This is a genomic window from Gordonia sp. UCD-TK1 (assembly GCF_001691435.1).
GTDB lineage: Bacteria > Actinomycetota > Actinomycetes > Mycobacteriales > Mycobacteriaceae > Gordonia > Gordonia hongkongensis.
The window spans coordinates 57713-69988 of sequence record NZ_LZMP01000025.1 but is presented as its reverse complement, the minus strand read 5'-3'; the positions used below and the strand labels follow the sequence as shown (position 1 = coordinate 69988).

Here is a 12276-nt window from a genome sequence, read left to right as displayed (position 1 = left end):
GCATCAGCGGCTTCGCGATCGGACAAACCCTGCAGCGTTTGCAGCACGATCACCGACGCCATCGTGGCCGGCGGGATCGACGGACGGCCCCGGCCGCTGGGAAACAGGTCCGCGAACATCTCCGCAGGGAACAACTGCTCGCGATGAGCAGCCAAAAACGCGAACACACTGCCCTCGGCCAGCAAATGCCCGACGACCGAGTTCACATCCAGAAACTCACCCTGACGATCCGGCTCACCCTGCATACCCACCAGGATCCCAGCCCACCAGGCAAACCCGCTCACCCCACACCGAAACGGCGCCGACTATTTCAGCAGTCTCCTAGGAGCAGCCGGTCGGGACGGCACCCCGGGCGGGGCGACTACTTCGGCGTCACCCAGGTGGTGATGTCGCAGTGCACGACCTCGACGCCCTCGGTGTCGACGATGCTCACCGACACGGTGACGTCGGTGCCGGTGGTGATCGCGTCGAAGTCGACGGGGTCGGCCAGTCGCGCCTCGGCGGTCAGGCGCGTTGTGGCCTTCGTCAGATAGCGGGTCTGCATCGCCTTGGGAATCCAACGGTGGGTGGTGGGCGTGGTGGCCTCCATCAGCATCCCCATCGCGGCCTCGGCGAGGTTGCACGCCGCGATCGCGTGGAAGGTGCCGATGTGGTTGTGGACGCCGAACCAGTTGGGTGCAGTGACCTTGCAGTAGCCGGGCTCCATCTCCTGCACGAGAGGCAGGACGGTGCCGAAGTACGGGACCTTCGCGACCATGCCGAGGGAGAAGAGGACGTTGCCCAGCGGATTGGCGGGCAGCTTCTTGCGCAGGGCGAAGGTGGGGTTCGTGGAACTCATGGCGGTATCTTACTCATCGGTCAGGTAAGGTTCGGCCGACGGTCGCCGGCGCTGATTTGATCGTGCTCCCGACCTGATGCATACTGTTCGGGTTGCCTTGACCGGCGGACGCAGGTTGTGCCATGTGCCAGACCCGCGGTCGCGATCAGGTGAATGACTCCCAGGCCCGGTCTACGGGGACTGGGCGTGTAACGCGTGCCCCGACATCGGTTCACGGTCCCGACACGCCCGACCGCGGGTGCCGGAGCAAACCGGCTCGTACCAGGTGCGAGCCAACGTACAACGACAGATGAACAGCGTCGATTGCCGTATCTCACACGGTGGTCATGTGCTCAGCCGGCGAGAGGTCGGTCCAGATCACGCGGTGTTTGTCTGTCGAGAACAACTGACGGAAGAGGACACAGCGTGGCGGGACAAAAGATCCGCATCAGGCTCAAGGCCTACGACCACGAGGCGATCGACGCTTCGGCGCGCAAGATCGTGGAGACCGTGACCCGTACCGGGGCACGCGTCGTCGGCCCGGTGCCATTGCCCACCGAGAAGAACGTGTACTGCGTCATCCGTTCGCCGCACAAGTACAAGGACAGCCGCGAACACTTCGAGATGCGTACCCACAAGCGACTCATCGACATCCTCGACCCGACACCGAAGACGGTCGACGCGCTCATGCGCATCGACCTGCCGGCCAGCGTCGACGTCAACATCCAGTAGGACGGGGGCGAGATAACACATGAGCAATCAGAGTTCGACCAAGGGCATCCTGGGCACCAAGCTCGGCATGACCCAGGTCTTCGACGAGAACAACCGCGTCGTCCCGGTGACTGTCATCCAGGCCGGCCCGAACGTGATCACCCAGCTCCGCACCGCGGACCGTGACGGCTACACGGCTGTCCAGCTCGCCTACGGCGCCGTCGATCCCCGCAAGGTGACCAAGCCGGTCGCCGGTCAGTTCGGCAAGGCCGGGGTCACCCCGCGCCGCCACCTGGCCGAGATCCGCGTCAACGATGTCGCCGAGTTCGAGGTCGGTCAGGAACTGACCGCCGAGATCTTCGCCGACGGCGCGCTGGTCGACGTCACCGGCACCTCCAAGGGCAAGGGCTTCGCCGGCGTCATGAAGCGTCACGGCTTCGCCGGTCTGGGCGCCAGCCACGGTGCCCACCGCGTACACCGCGCTCCGGGTTCGATCGGTGGCTGCGCCACGCCGGGTCGCGTGTTCAAGGGCATGCGCATGGCAGGCCGCATGGGTAACGACAAGGTGACCACGCAGAACCTCACCGTCCACAAGGTGGACGCCGAGGCCGGTCTCCTGCTGATCAAGGGAGCGATCCCGGGTCGCAAGGGCGGCATCGTGATGGTTCGCGACGCAGTGAAGGGTGGTGCCAAATGAGCACCGAGACGGCTACCAAGCTGACGCTGGACGTCAAGACCGCCGACGGCAAGACCAACGGAACCGTTGACCTGCCCGCCGCGCTCTTCGACGCCCCGGCCAACATCGCGCTGATGCATCAGGTCGTCGTGGCCCAGCAGGCCGCGGCACGCCAGGGCACGCACTCCACCAAGACCCGCGGCGAGGTCCGCGGCGGTGGCGCCAAGCCGTACCGCCAGAAGGGCACCGGCCGTGCGCGTCAGGGTTCGACCCGCGCGCCGCAGTTCGCCGGCGGTGGCACCGTCCACGGCCCGCAGCCGCGCGACTACAGCCAGCGCACCCCCAAGAAGATGAAGGCGGCCGCACTGCGCGGTGCGCTGAGCGATCGCGCTCGTAACGAGCGCATCCACGTGATCACCGAACTGGTCTCCGGGCAGAAGCCCTCGACCAAGTCGGCGCGTCAGTTCCTGGAGAGCCTCTCGGATCGCCGTAAGTTCCTGGTCGTCCTCGGCCGCGAGGACCTGACGGCGTGGCTGAGTGTCGCGAACCTGCAGAACGTGCTGCCGATCGCGCCGGATCAGCTCAACACCTACGACGTCCTGGATTCGGACGAGGTGGTGTTCAGCGTCGAGACGCTCAATGCCTTCATCGAGCAGAACACGGCGGATGCCAAGGCTGCCGTCGAGAAGACAGCAGAGGAGGCCTGACATGGCGACCGTTGCCGACCCGCGCGACATCATCCTGGCGCCCGTGATCTCGGAGAAGTCCTACGGGCTCATGGAGGACAACGTGTACACCTTCCTGGTGCACCCGGAGTCCAACAAGACCGAGATCAAGATCGCGATCGAGAAGATCTTCGGTGTCAGCGTTGCCAGCGTCAACACCGCGAACCGACAGGGCAAGCGCAAGCGGACCCGCACCGGCTACGGCCAGCGCAAGTCCACCAAGCGCGCCATCGTGTCGCTGACCGCAGACAGCAAGCCCATCGAGATCTTCGGGGGCTCGGTCAGCTGACCGGGGCGCCCAGAGAAGGACTAGAGACTCATGGCTATTCGTAAGTACAAGCCGACGACCCCGGGTCGTCGTGGGGCCAGCGGCTCCGACTTCGCCGAGGTCACCCGTGACCACCCGGAGAAGTCGCTGGTGCGTCCGCTGCACGGGCGTGGTGGCCGAAACGCTCACGGCCGTATCACCACTCGTCACAAGGGTGGCGGCCACAAGCGCGCCTACCGTCTGATCGACTTCCGTCGCAACGACAAGGACGGCATCAACGCCAAGGTCGCTCACATCGAGTACGACCCGAACCGCACCGCGCGGATCGCGTTGCTGCACTACGTCGACGGCGAGAAGCGCTACATCATCGCGCCCAAGGGACTGAAGCAGGGTGACGTCGTCGAGAGCGGCTCGACCGCCGACATCAAGCCCGGCAACAACCTGCCGCTGCGCAACATCCCGACCGGTACCCAGGTCCACGCCGTGGAGCTGCGTCCGGGTGGCGGCGCGAAGATGGCCCGCAGCGCGGGATCGTCGATCCAGCTGCTGGGCAAGGAAGGCACCTACGCCACCCTCCGTATGCCCTCCGGCGAGATCCGTCGCGTCGACGTGCGCTGCCGCGCCACCGTCGGCGAGGTGGGCAACGCCGAGCAGAGCAACATCAACTGGGGCAAGGCCGGCCGTATGCGGTGGAAGGGCAAGCGCCCGACCGTCCGTGGTGTGGTCATGAACCCGGTCGACCACCCGCACGGTGGTGGTGAGGGCAAGACCTCCGGTGGTCGCCACCCGGTCAGCCCGTGGGGCAAGCCTGAGGGCCGTACCCGCAAGAACAAGGCCAGCGACAAGCTGATCGTCCGCCGCCGTCGTACCGGCAAGAACAAGCGATAACAGGAGGAGGTAAGAGAATGCCACGCAGCCTCAAGAAGGGCCCGTTCGTCGACGACCACCTCCTGAAGAAGGTGGATGTCCAGAACGAGAAGGGCACCAAGCAGGTCATCAAGACCTGGTCCCGTCGTTCGACCATCATTCCCGACTTCATCGGTCACACCTTTGCCGTCCACGACGGCCGCAAGCACGTGCCGGTGTTCATCTCGGATTCGATGGTCGGGCACAAGCTGGGCGAGTTCGCCCCCACCCGTACCTTCAAGGGTCACATCAAGGATGACCGGAAAGCGAAGCGCCGGTAATGACTACGCAGACCGATAATCCGACAGCAAAGGCGACCGCCAAGTTCGTGCGCGTCACGCCGATGAAGGCGCGTCGTGTCCTGGACCTGGTCCGCGGCAAGAACGTGGACGAGGCCCTCGACATCCTGCGGTTCGCACCGCAGTCGGCGTCCGAGCCCGTGTACAAGGTCCTGGCGAGTGCCGTGGCCAACGCGGAGAACAACCTGGATCTGGATCGCCGGACCCTGGTCGTCGCCACCGCGTTCGCCGACGAGGGCCCGACCCTCAAGCGCTTCCAGCCGCGCGCGCAGGGTCGTGCGTTCCGTATCCGCAAGCGCACCAGCCACATCACCGTGGTCGTGGAGAGCCTGCCGGAGAAGGCAGCCGGCGGCCGTGGCCGTTCGCGTCAGCCGAAGAAGAAGGGAGCCTAGTAGTGGGCCAGAAAATCAACCCGCACGGCTTCCGTCTGGGCATCACCACCGACTGGAAGTCGCGGTGGTACGCCGACAAGCAGTACGCGGACTACGTCAAAGAGGATGTCGCCATCCGCAAGCTCCTCTCCACGGGGCTCGAGCGGGCCGGCATCGCGAAGGTGGAGATCGAGCGCACCCGTGACCGGGTTCGCGTCGACATCCACACCGCGCGTCCGGGCATCGTCATCGGTCGCCGTGGCGCCGAGGCCGATCGCATCCGTGGCGACCTGGAGAAGCTGACCGGTAAGCAGGTCCAGCTGAACATCCTCGAGGTCAAGAACGCCGAGTCCGAGGCCCAGCTGGTGGCCCAGGGCGTCGCCGAGCAGCTGAGCAACCGTGTGGCGTTCCGCCGCGCGATGCGCAAGGCGATCCAGTCGGCGATGCGTCAGCCGAACGTGAAGGGCATCCGGGTCCAGTGCTCGGGTCGTCTGGGCGGCGCAGAGATGAGCCGCAGTGAGTTCTACCGCGAGGGTCGCGTGCCGCTGCACACGCTGCGCGCCGACATCGACTACGGACTCTACGAAGCCAAGACCACCTTCGGCCGGATCGGCGTGAAGGTGTGGATCTACAAGGGCGACATCGTCGGTGGACGTCGTGAGCTGGCCGCGGCCGCTCCGGCAGCCGAGGATCGCCGTCCGCGCCGGCCCAGCCGGCCCCGGCGTAGCGGTGCCTCGGGCACCACTGCGACGAGCACCGACGCCGCTCGCGCGGCCGAAGCCGCTCCCGCCGAGGCCACCGCTGGTGCGGCTGAGAAGCAGGAGGGCTAGGCCATGTTGATCCCACGTCGGGTCAAGCACCGCAAGCAGCACCACCCCAGCCTCAAGGGGCAGGCCAAGGGCGGCACCAAGGTGACGTTCGGCGATTACGGCATCCAGGCTCTGGAAGGCGCGTACATCACCAATCGTCAGATCGAGTCCGCTCGTATCGCGATCAACCGGCACATCAAGCGTGGCGGCAAGGTCTGGATCAACATCTTCCCGGACCGCCCGCTGACCAAGAAGCCGGCCGAGACCCGCATGGGTTCGGGTAAGGGTTCGCCCGAGTGGTGGGTCGCCCCGGTCAAGCCGGGTCGCGTGCTGTTCGAGATGACCTACCCGAATGAGGAGATCGCTCGCGAGGCCCTGCGTCGCGCGCAGCACAAGCTCCCCATCAAGACCAGGATCGTGACCAGAGAGGAGCAGTTCTGATGGCACTCGGAGTTGCTGCGAACGAGCTTCGTGAGCTCAACGACGCTGATCTGGTCGATCGCCTGAAAGAGTCGAAGGAAGAACTGTTCAACCTTCGGTTCCAGATGGCCACCGGCCAGCTCGACAACAACCGTCGCCTGCGGACCGTGCGTCGCGAGATCGCGCGTATCTACACCGTGATGCGCGAACGGGAGCTGGGCCTGGCGTCCGGACCGGATGGTGATGACGCATGAGTGAGGACCAGAAGGTGACCGAAACCCAGACCGAGGTGCGCGCACGCCGCAAGGAGCGCATCGGCTACGTGGTCAGCGACAAGATGCAGAAGACCATCGTGGTCGAGCTGGAAGATCGTAAGAGCCACCCGCTCTACGGCAAGATCATCCGGACCACGAGCAAGGTCAAGGCCCACGACGAGAACGGCGATGCCGGCGTCGGTGACCGCGTGCGGATCATGGAGACCCGCCCGCTGTCGGCGACCAAGCACTGGCGTCTCGTCGAGGTGCTGGAGAAGGCCAAGTAGGCTCTCTCCCAACGAGTTCTACCGTCACCGGCCCGTTCCCTCCAGGGAGCGGGCCGGTTTCGTCGTTTTTTGGTCTCAACGGAGGATTGACCCACCGAGTCCGGCGGTGTGAGGCTGAGACGCGATGCCCACCACCGATCTCGCGAGCGGCGACACCCCCGCACGACCCGCGTGGGTGCGGCGCGCATTCGAATCGGATTCGGCGGAGCCGGATCTGGACCGCGTCCGCCGGGTGGGCGCCCGCTTCCTGGGCCTGGGTTTCATCGGTTACCCCGTGGTCTCCGCGGCGTCGATCCTCGCCTCGGCGCCGCTGACCGACGCCTGGTGGCCACCGCTGAGCATCCTGCTGTCGGTCGGACCGGGAATCCTGTTGATCGCGGCGACCTTTCGACCGGGCACGGCGTGGCTCACCCCGCTCGCCCTGACGACCTGGGCCGGGTACATCCTCGGCCTGGGTCTGTGGTTCGTGGCCTGGAACGGGACGACCCTGACGAATCCCGACGACTCGGCGCAGTGGATGGTCGCCTTCTGCGGTATGCCGAGCATGGTGCTGATGCTCGTGCGGCCGCGTCTCGCGGTGGCGGGTCTGCTCGTGTCGTCGACCCTCGCGCACATCTCCCAGCAGCTCGGCCGATTCGGTGAGGTGACTTCCGATGCGCCCGTGGAAATCCTGTGGTCGCTGGTGTTCACCGGTGTCTTCCTCGCGGTCGTGCTGGTCGCGACCCGCACCGGCCGTGAGCTCGACGAGACGCGTGAGGAGACCTACCGCACCGCGGCCAACGTGGCCGCGGCGTCGGCCCGCGAGGTGGAGAAAGAGCGGTTCGACGCCATCGTGCACGACCGGGTCATCGCCTCACTCCTGGCCGTCCGGCCGGGGCGTCCCGACGAGCGGCTCGCCGCCCAGGCCGCGTCGGCCCTCGACGAACTCGCCCGGGTGCCGGGACCCGGGGATGCGGACACCGTGACGGATGTCGAGGTGGTCCGGCGCATCAGGCTGGCCGCCGCCGACATCTCCGAACGATTCGACGTGGAGGTCGTGGGTGGCCAGAGCACCGATGGCCAGGACCCCGGTGACCAGGACGGCATGGACGTTCCGCGTGCCGAGCGGGCCTCGTATCCCGTCGAGGTCCTCGATGCGGTCGTCGAGGCGATGTCGGAGTCGTTGCGGAACGTGCTGCGCCACGCCGGGGACGATGCCGAATGCGCCGTCATCGTGCAGTTGGCTTCCGACGCCCTGAGCATGGCGGTCGTCGACGACGGCGTCGGGTTCGATCCGGAGTCGGTGGCGGTCGGCCGGCTGGGAATCGCGGTGAGCATCCGCGGTCGTCTCGCGAGGCTGCCCGGTGGCCACGCGCGGATGCACAGTCGCGCCGGGCGGGGGACCACGGTCCAGATCCGATGGGAGCGGCCGTGAGACGAGAGTGTTCTCGCGGCGTCGACGACACCGAACGCGGCGAGGTCGTCAATGCGTTCGGCATCGGGTCGCGGCCCCTGTGGCTGATGATGGGCGCGTTCGCATGCGGCTACTTCGCCGTGACGCTCTATGCCGACTCGTCCATCACCGGGTGGTGGCAGTGGACCGGGGTGTTCGCCGGTTTCGTGTTGTTCGTCGTGGCCGGGATGACGATCCTCGATTCGCCCGGTGATCCGCTGCCCGGGTCGACGACCTCCGTCATCGCCGCGATGACCGTCTCGGCCGTGGCCGTGACGCTGTTCTCGTTGCCGTCGCCGCCGTCGCACGTGATGCAGACCGGGCCGCCGATGGGGGCCTCGGTGATCATCCTGGCCTTCGTCGCGGTGCGCGGTCGTCCCCTGGCGGCGTGGCTCGCGAGCGGTTGCATCAGCGTCATCGCGGGCGTGTGGGGTGCCGTCTCGACCGCGGGAGCGGTCTGGGGACTGTCGATCACCCTGCCGGGATACGCGATCATGATCATGGGGTCGCTGTTCTCCGTCATGCTGCGCCCGATGGCCCGCAACATCTACGAACTACGCGCGGCCAACGAACGCCAGGCGGCGCTCGACGCCGCCGCCGCTGCGGCCACCGAGGTGCGGGACCGACGTCTCGCCGCTCTCGACGAACGCGCACGCCCAGTCCTCACACGCATGGCGCGCCGCGAGACCTTCACCGCCGACGAGGTGGCCACGGCCCGACTGCTCGAGGCGCAGTTACGCGACGGCATCCGTGCCTCCGGGCTCGACCTCCCGATGGTCCGGGWCGCGGCGTGGCGGGCGCGTCAGCGGGGTGTGCGCGTCGTTCTGCTCGACGACGGCGGGCTGGCCGCGCTCGACGACGCGCACGCGGCCGTGGCGCGTGAACGGCTGGCGAACGCGGTCGCCGAGCTGCTGGACGAGGTCGAGGACGGCCGCGTGACGGTACGCATCCAGCCACCGGGTCGCGACGCGCTCGCGTCGGTCGGAGTGGACGCGAGCCACGTCTCTCACCGGGTCGAGTTCCACCCCCGTGTGCTGGTCCGCACCGAAATCGGGCGCGAGGCACGTGCTGAGAACGCCTAGCGCACGGAGGGTCGACGACGGCGCCGCAACCGACGCGGAACCCATCGAGACCAACGCCGATCTGGTACGCGCACAACACTATGCGGCTCGCTTCGTCGGAGCGGGCGTGATCGCCTACTCCGCGGCGATGCTGCCGGTTCTGATCGGTTCGGCCTCGCTGACGGCTTCGTGGTGGCCGCCGCTCAGTGCAGCACTCATCGTCGGACCCGCGATCGCACTGCTCGTCGGTAGTTTCCGTCCGACGACGGGATGGATACTGCCGGCGGGCATCTGCAGCGCCGCCGGTTACCTCCTGGCGACGGCATTGTGGTTCGTCGCATGGAACCCCGACACCGCGGGCGGGTATGGACGGTGGCCGGTGTGGCTGGTGCAGTTTCCCGGCGTCCCCGGGCTCGCGTTGGTGATCGCGCTCCGGTTCGGCTCGGCGATCGGCTATCTCGTGGTGGCGACGGCGATGGTGCACACCGCCAATCAGCTGGCCGTGTTCGGTGGTGTCCGGGCGACGATGTACACGAGTACCGCCCTGACCATCGGGCTGACGGGGGTGTTCATGGCGGTGGGGATTGTGACGATGCGAACCGCTCAGAAGCTGGGGGAGACGCGCTCCACCGCGGTGCGGGCGGCGGAGGTGACCGCGTCGGCGGTCGCACGGGAAGCCGAACGCTCCCGCTATGACGCGTTGATACACGATCATGTGATCGCCTGCCTCCTCGCGCTGCGGCCGTCGACCCGGGACCAGCGGGTGGCCGAGCAGGCCCGACAGGCTCTCGGCGAGATCGACGCCTGGCGTCGCGGCGACCGCGATGTGGGCGGTGACGTCGTCCCGACAGAGTTGCTCCGGAAAGTCCGGCTGACGACCGCACAGATCGACGACGACGTGGAATTCACCGTCCACGTCGTCGACAACGGCCAGACCTATCCAGCGGAGGTCGTCGAGGCCGTGCTCGCCGCTCTGTCGGAGGCGATGCGCAACAGCGTGCGCCATGCCGGGGACCACGCGGAGCGGGTCGTCGGTGGTGAACTCGCGGCCGACGCGCTCTGGGTGGGCGTCGCCGACGACGGAGTGGGGTTCGACCCCGGACATCTCGACTCGTCGCGCTTCGGCATCGACGCCGGACTCATCGGTCGAATGCGCGCGATCGGCGGCGACGCGGAGGTGCGCAGCGCTCCCGGCCGCGGGACGGTGGTGAGGCTCTCATGGTCGCCGAGATGAGCGGCGCAGGCATCCAGGCGTCCGCCGCAACTGCTTGCGCGGCCGCCGGGACCGGCGGTCAGGACGACGACCTCTTCGGGTTTCGATCCCGCGCAGTGCTTGTCGCGCTCGTCGGATTCGCGGTCGCGTACGTGACAGTGACCGTCGGAACCGGCCTGCACATCACCTCACCCCGTCGATGGGCGGGGCTGATCGTGGCATTCGGGCTGCTGGTGGTCACGGCCCGACGGGTGGTGCGACTCCCGGACGGCCGGCGTGATCGACGGTCGGCTGTCGCGGCCGCCGCCGCGGTGCTCGCCGCGACCGGGATCGCGTGGTGGTCGCTGCCCGCCGAGCAGTACATGACGCTGCAGAACGGCCCGGCGACCGCAGGAGGAATCGTGGTGCTGACGCTCGTCGCGGTGCGTGGGCAGCCGGGAATCGCGTGGGCCGGCGCAGTGGCGATGAGCGTGCTGTGCGGGCTGTGGGGTCTCGACCGGGGCATCGGCTTCGTTTCCGGCGTGACGATCACCGTGTGGGCGTACCCGGTTCTCGTCCTGTCGGCGCTGTTCCTGCTCATCCTTCGGCCGATGGCCGATCAGAGCGCCGAACTGCGGGCCCGGTCCCTCCGGGAGGCGTTCGACGCGGCATCGACGGAGGCGGCCGCCGACGAGCGCCGGCGCAATTTCGAGGACTTCGAGCAACGTGCGCGCCCGGTCCTGGAGCGCATCGCCGCGGACGACGAGTTCTCGTCGTCGGAGATCGCCGAGATGCATCTGCTCGAGGCCCAACTCCGCGACGGCATCCGGGCACCCGGTTGGGACACGCCCGCAATACGGGATGCGGTGTGGGCGGCGCGAGCCCGCGGGGCGGTGGTGATCCTGCTCGACGACGGGGCGCTGCAATCGCTCGATGAAGAAGACCGCGCTTCGTCACGCGATCGGATGGCGCGCCTGTTGCTCGATGAGTTGGCTGCCGACAACGAGCGGGTGACAGCCCGGATCATGCCGCCGGGCCGACCGGTGGCGGCGTCCGTGGTCGTCTCGTCGCGAGACTGCACGCGTCGGATCGAGATGACCGCAGAGGGCGAGGTGGTGCGGAGCGTCTCGGGCACGTGAGGACGAGATTCAGACCAGTCCGGATCAGGAGCGCAACCACTCGAGGACGGCCGGCGTCACCGGAGCGGTCGCGTCGGCATATTCCGGGTGTTTCTTCAGGAACGAAGCCACCAGCGGGCACACGCCTACGATCGTGAGGTTGCGTGCGCGGGCGTCTTCGAGGGCTTCGCACACCAGGATCGTCGCGAGACCGCGTCCGCCGAACGCCGGGTCGACCTCGGTGTGGAAGAACACCCGCTCGGTCGTCGGAGCGTCGTCGGTCCCGGAGACCCGGTCGCGGTACTCGGCGAAGCCGGCCAGTGCGTCACCACCGGGCGCGTCGACGTGGATGTCGTAGCGGCGTGCGGCGGGGTTGTCGCGGACCGTGGTCTCGGCGCCGGTCTTGTCCGTGGTCATCGCTGCACCGCCACGATCGGGCCGTGCACGGACCAGGGGAAGTCGATCCACTTGTCGGTCGTCCGCCAGCTGTAGTCGGGGATCGTGATGGTGTGCGGCTTCTTGTAGAGCACGGCGTTGCGGACCTCGGCGACCCGTCCCTGCTCCTGGCAGAAATCGTTGACCAGTTTGAGGGTCTTGCCGGTGTCGGCCACGTCGTCGACGACGAGCACCCGCTGGTCGGTCAGACCGCTCGACTCCAGGAGCGAGGGCAGCATCACCGGTTCGGACAGTGTCTCGCCGACGCCGGTGTAGAACTCGACGTTCAACGAGATCATCAGCTTGCAGTCCAAGGCGTAGGCGAGGGCGCCGGCCGGGATCAGGCCGCCGCGGGCGATTCCGAGGATGATGTCCGGGACGAACGCGTCGGCGGCCACCTGCTCGGCGAGTTCACGGCAGGCGATGCCGTTGAGCTCCCAGGTGAGCACTTCGCGCTCGGGAGATGGAGTGGTCATGGGGACACTCTTCCAGAGC

The 12276-nt window shown here is 67.6% G+C and carries 19 protein-coding genes; 15 read left to right on the top strand and 4 right to left on the bottom strand.

From position 1 onward, the window contains the following. Together A9310_RS15570 and A9310_RS15565 are read right to left on the bottom strand one after the other, a co-directional pair. On the bottom strand, nt 1–245 hold a 245-nt coding region (locus tag A9310_RS15570), incomplete at its 3' end, for a transposase (RefSeq protein ID WP_139104637.1). Nucleotides 246–361: 116 nt separating this feature from the next. Continuing rightward, nucleotides 362–838: a hotdog fold domain-containing protein gene (locus A9310_RS15565; protein ID WP_065631410.1), complete on the bottom strand. Its 477-nt coding sequence runs from the start codon at nt 836–838 to the stop codon at nt 362–364. A 405-nt stretch (nt 839–1243) separates the two neighbouring features. On the opposite strand from A9310_RS15565, the gene rpsJ reads away from it, so the two are divergent. The 15 genes from rpsJ to A9310_RS15490 all read left to right on the top strand — a co-directional run bounded on the left by rpsJ (nt 1244) and on the right by A9310_RS15490 (nt 11367). Next, nucleotides 1244–1549, top strand: a complete 306-nt coding sequence (rpsJ, locus tag A9310_RS15560; RefSeq protein ID WP_003938093.1) for a 30S ribosomal protein S10 — start codon at nt 1244–1246, stop codon at nt 1547–1549. 19 nt (nt 1550–1568) lie between these two features. After that, a complete protein-coding gene (gene rplC / locus A9310_RS15555; protein ID WP_058252343.1) occupies nt 1569–2225 on the top strand; it encodes a 50S ribosomal protein L3 in 657 nt (218 codons plus the stop codon). Beyond that, nucleotides 2222–2911, top strand: coding sequence for a 50S ribosomal protein L4 (gene rplD, locus A9310_RS15550; protein WP_058252342.1), 690 nt, complete (start codon nt 2222–2224; stop codon nt 2909–2911). Before rplC ends, rplD begins: the two co-directional genes overlap by 4 nt. A gap of 1 nt (nt 2912) precedes the next feature. Continuing rightward, the gene (gene rplW / locus A9310_RS15545) at nt 2913–3218 is read left to right on the top strand and encodes a 50S ribosomal protein L23 (RefSeq protein ID WP_058252341.1); all 306 of its coding nucleotides are present in this window, start codon (nt 2913–2915) and stop codon (nt 3216–3218) included. Between the two features lie 30 nt (nt 3219–3248). Continuing rightward, nucleotides 3249–4085, top strand: a complete 837-nt coding sequence (gene rplB, locus A9310_RS15540) for a 50S ribosomal protein L2 (protein WP_004020552.1) — start codon at nt 3249–3251, stop codon at nt 4083–4085. 17 nt (nt 4086–4102) lie between these two features. After that, the gene (gene rpsS, locus A9310_RS15535) at nt 4103–4384 is read left to right on the top strand and encodes a 30S ribosomal protein S19 (protein ID WP_004020551.1); all 282 of its coding nucleotides are present in this window, start codon (nt 4103–4105) and stop codon (nt 4382–4384) included. Next, complete coding sequence (gene rplV, locus A9310_RS15530; RefSeq protein ID WP_004020550.1) at nt 4384–4794, top strand: 50S ribosomal protein L22; 411 nt, start codon at nt 4384–4386, stop codon at nt 4792–4794. The genes rpsS and rplV overlap by 1 nt, the downstream gene beginning before the upstream one ends. A 2-nt stretch (nt 4795–4796) precedes the next feature. Then, entirely contained in the window at nt 4797–5603 is an 807-nt protein-coding gene (gene rpsC, locus A9310_RS15525) for a 30S ribosomal protein S3 (RefSeq protein ID WP_004020549.1), read from the top strand. A gap of 3 nt (nt 5604–5606) precedes the next feature. Beyond that, nucleotides 5607–6023: a 50S ribosomal protein L16 gene (rplP, locus tag A9310_RS15520; RefSeq protein WP_004020548.1), complete on the top strand. Its 417-nt coding sequence runs from the start codon at nt 5607–5609 to the stop codon at nt 6021–6023. Then, nucleotides 6023–6256: a 50S ribosomal protein L29 gene (gene rpmC, locus A9310_RS15515; RefSeq protein ID WP_004020547.1), complete on the top strand. Its 234-nt coding sequence runs from the start codon at nt 6023–6025 to the stop codon at nt 6254–6256. Before rplP ends, rpmC begins: the two co-directional genes overlap by 1 nt. Continuing rightward, complete coding sequence (rpsQ, locus tag A9310_RS15510; protein WP_058252339.1) at nt 6253–6543, top strand: 30S ribosomal protein S17; 291 nt, start codon at nt 6253–6255, stop codon at nt 6541–6543. Before rpmC ends, rpsQ begins: the two co-directional genes overlap by 4 nt. 124 nt (nt 6544–6667) lie before the next feature. Continuing rightward, nucleotides 6668–7957 (top strand): sensor histidine kinase, encoded by a 1290-nt coding sequence (locus A9310_RS15505; RefSeq protein WP_065631409.1) that lies wholly within the window; start codon nt 6668–6670, stop codon nt 7955–7957. Continuing rightward, nucleotides 7954–9057 carry a hypothetical protein gene (locus A9310_RS15500; protein WP_254661275.1) on the top strand — a complete coding sequence of 368 codons (1104 nt, stop codon included), beginning with the start codon at nt 7954–7956 and terminating at the stop codon, nt 9055–9057. The genes A9310_RS15505 and A9310_RS15500 overlap by 4 nt, the downstream gene beginning before the upstream one ends. Beyond that, nucleotides 9041–10270, top strand: coding sequence for a sensor histidine kinase (locus A9310_RS15495; protein ID WP_058252336.1), 1230 nt, complete (start codon nt 9041–9043; stop codon nt 10268–10270). Before A9310_RS15500 ends, A9310_RS15495 begins: the two co-directional genes overlap by 17 nt. Continuing rightward, nucleotides 10267–11367 (top strand): hypothetical protein, encoded by a 1101-nt coding sequence (locus A9310_RS15490; RefSeq protein ID WP_139104636.1) that lies wholly within the window; start codon nt 10267–10269, stop codon nt 11365–11367. The genes A9310_RS15495 and A9310_RS15490 overlap by 4 nt, the downstream gene beginning before the upstream one ends. A 24-nt stretch (nt 11368–11391) precedes the next feature. Here A9310_RS15490 and A9310_RS15485 read toward each other — a convergent pair whose 3' ends face one another. Both A9310_RS15485 and A9310_RS15480 read right to left on the bottom strand, forming a co-directional pair. Next, nucleotides 11392–11763 carry a GNAT family N-acetyltransferase gene (locus A9310_RS15485; protein ID WP_065631406.1) on the bottom strand — a complete coding sequence of 124 codons (372 nt, stop codon included), beginning with the start codon at nt 11761–11763 and terminating at the stop codon, nt 11392–11394. Continuing rightward, on the bottom strand, nt 11760–12257 hold the full coding sequence (locus A9310_RS15480; protein WP_065631405.1) for a phosphoribosyltransferase: 498 nt from the start codon (nt 12255–12257) through the stop codon (nt 11760–11762). Before A9310_RS15480 ends, A9310_RS15485 begins: the two co-directional genes overlap by 4 nt. Nucleotides 12258–12276: the final 19 nt, after the last annotated feature.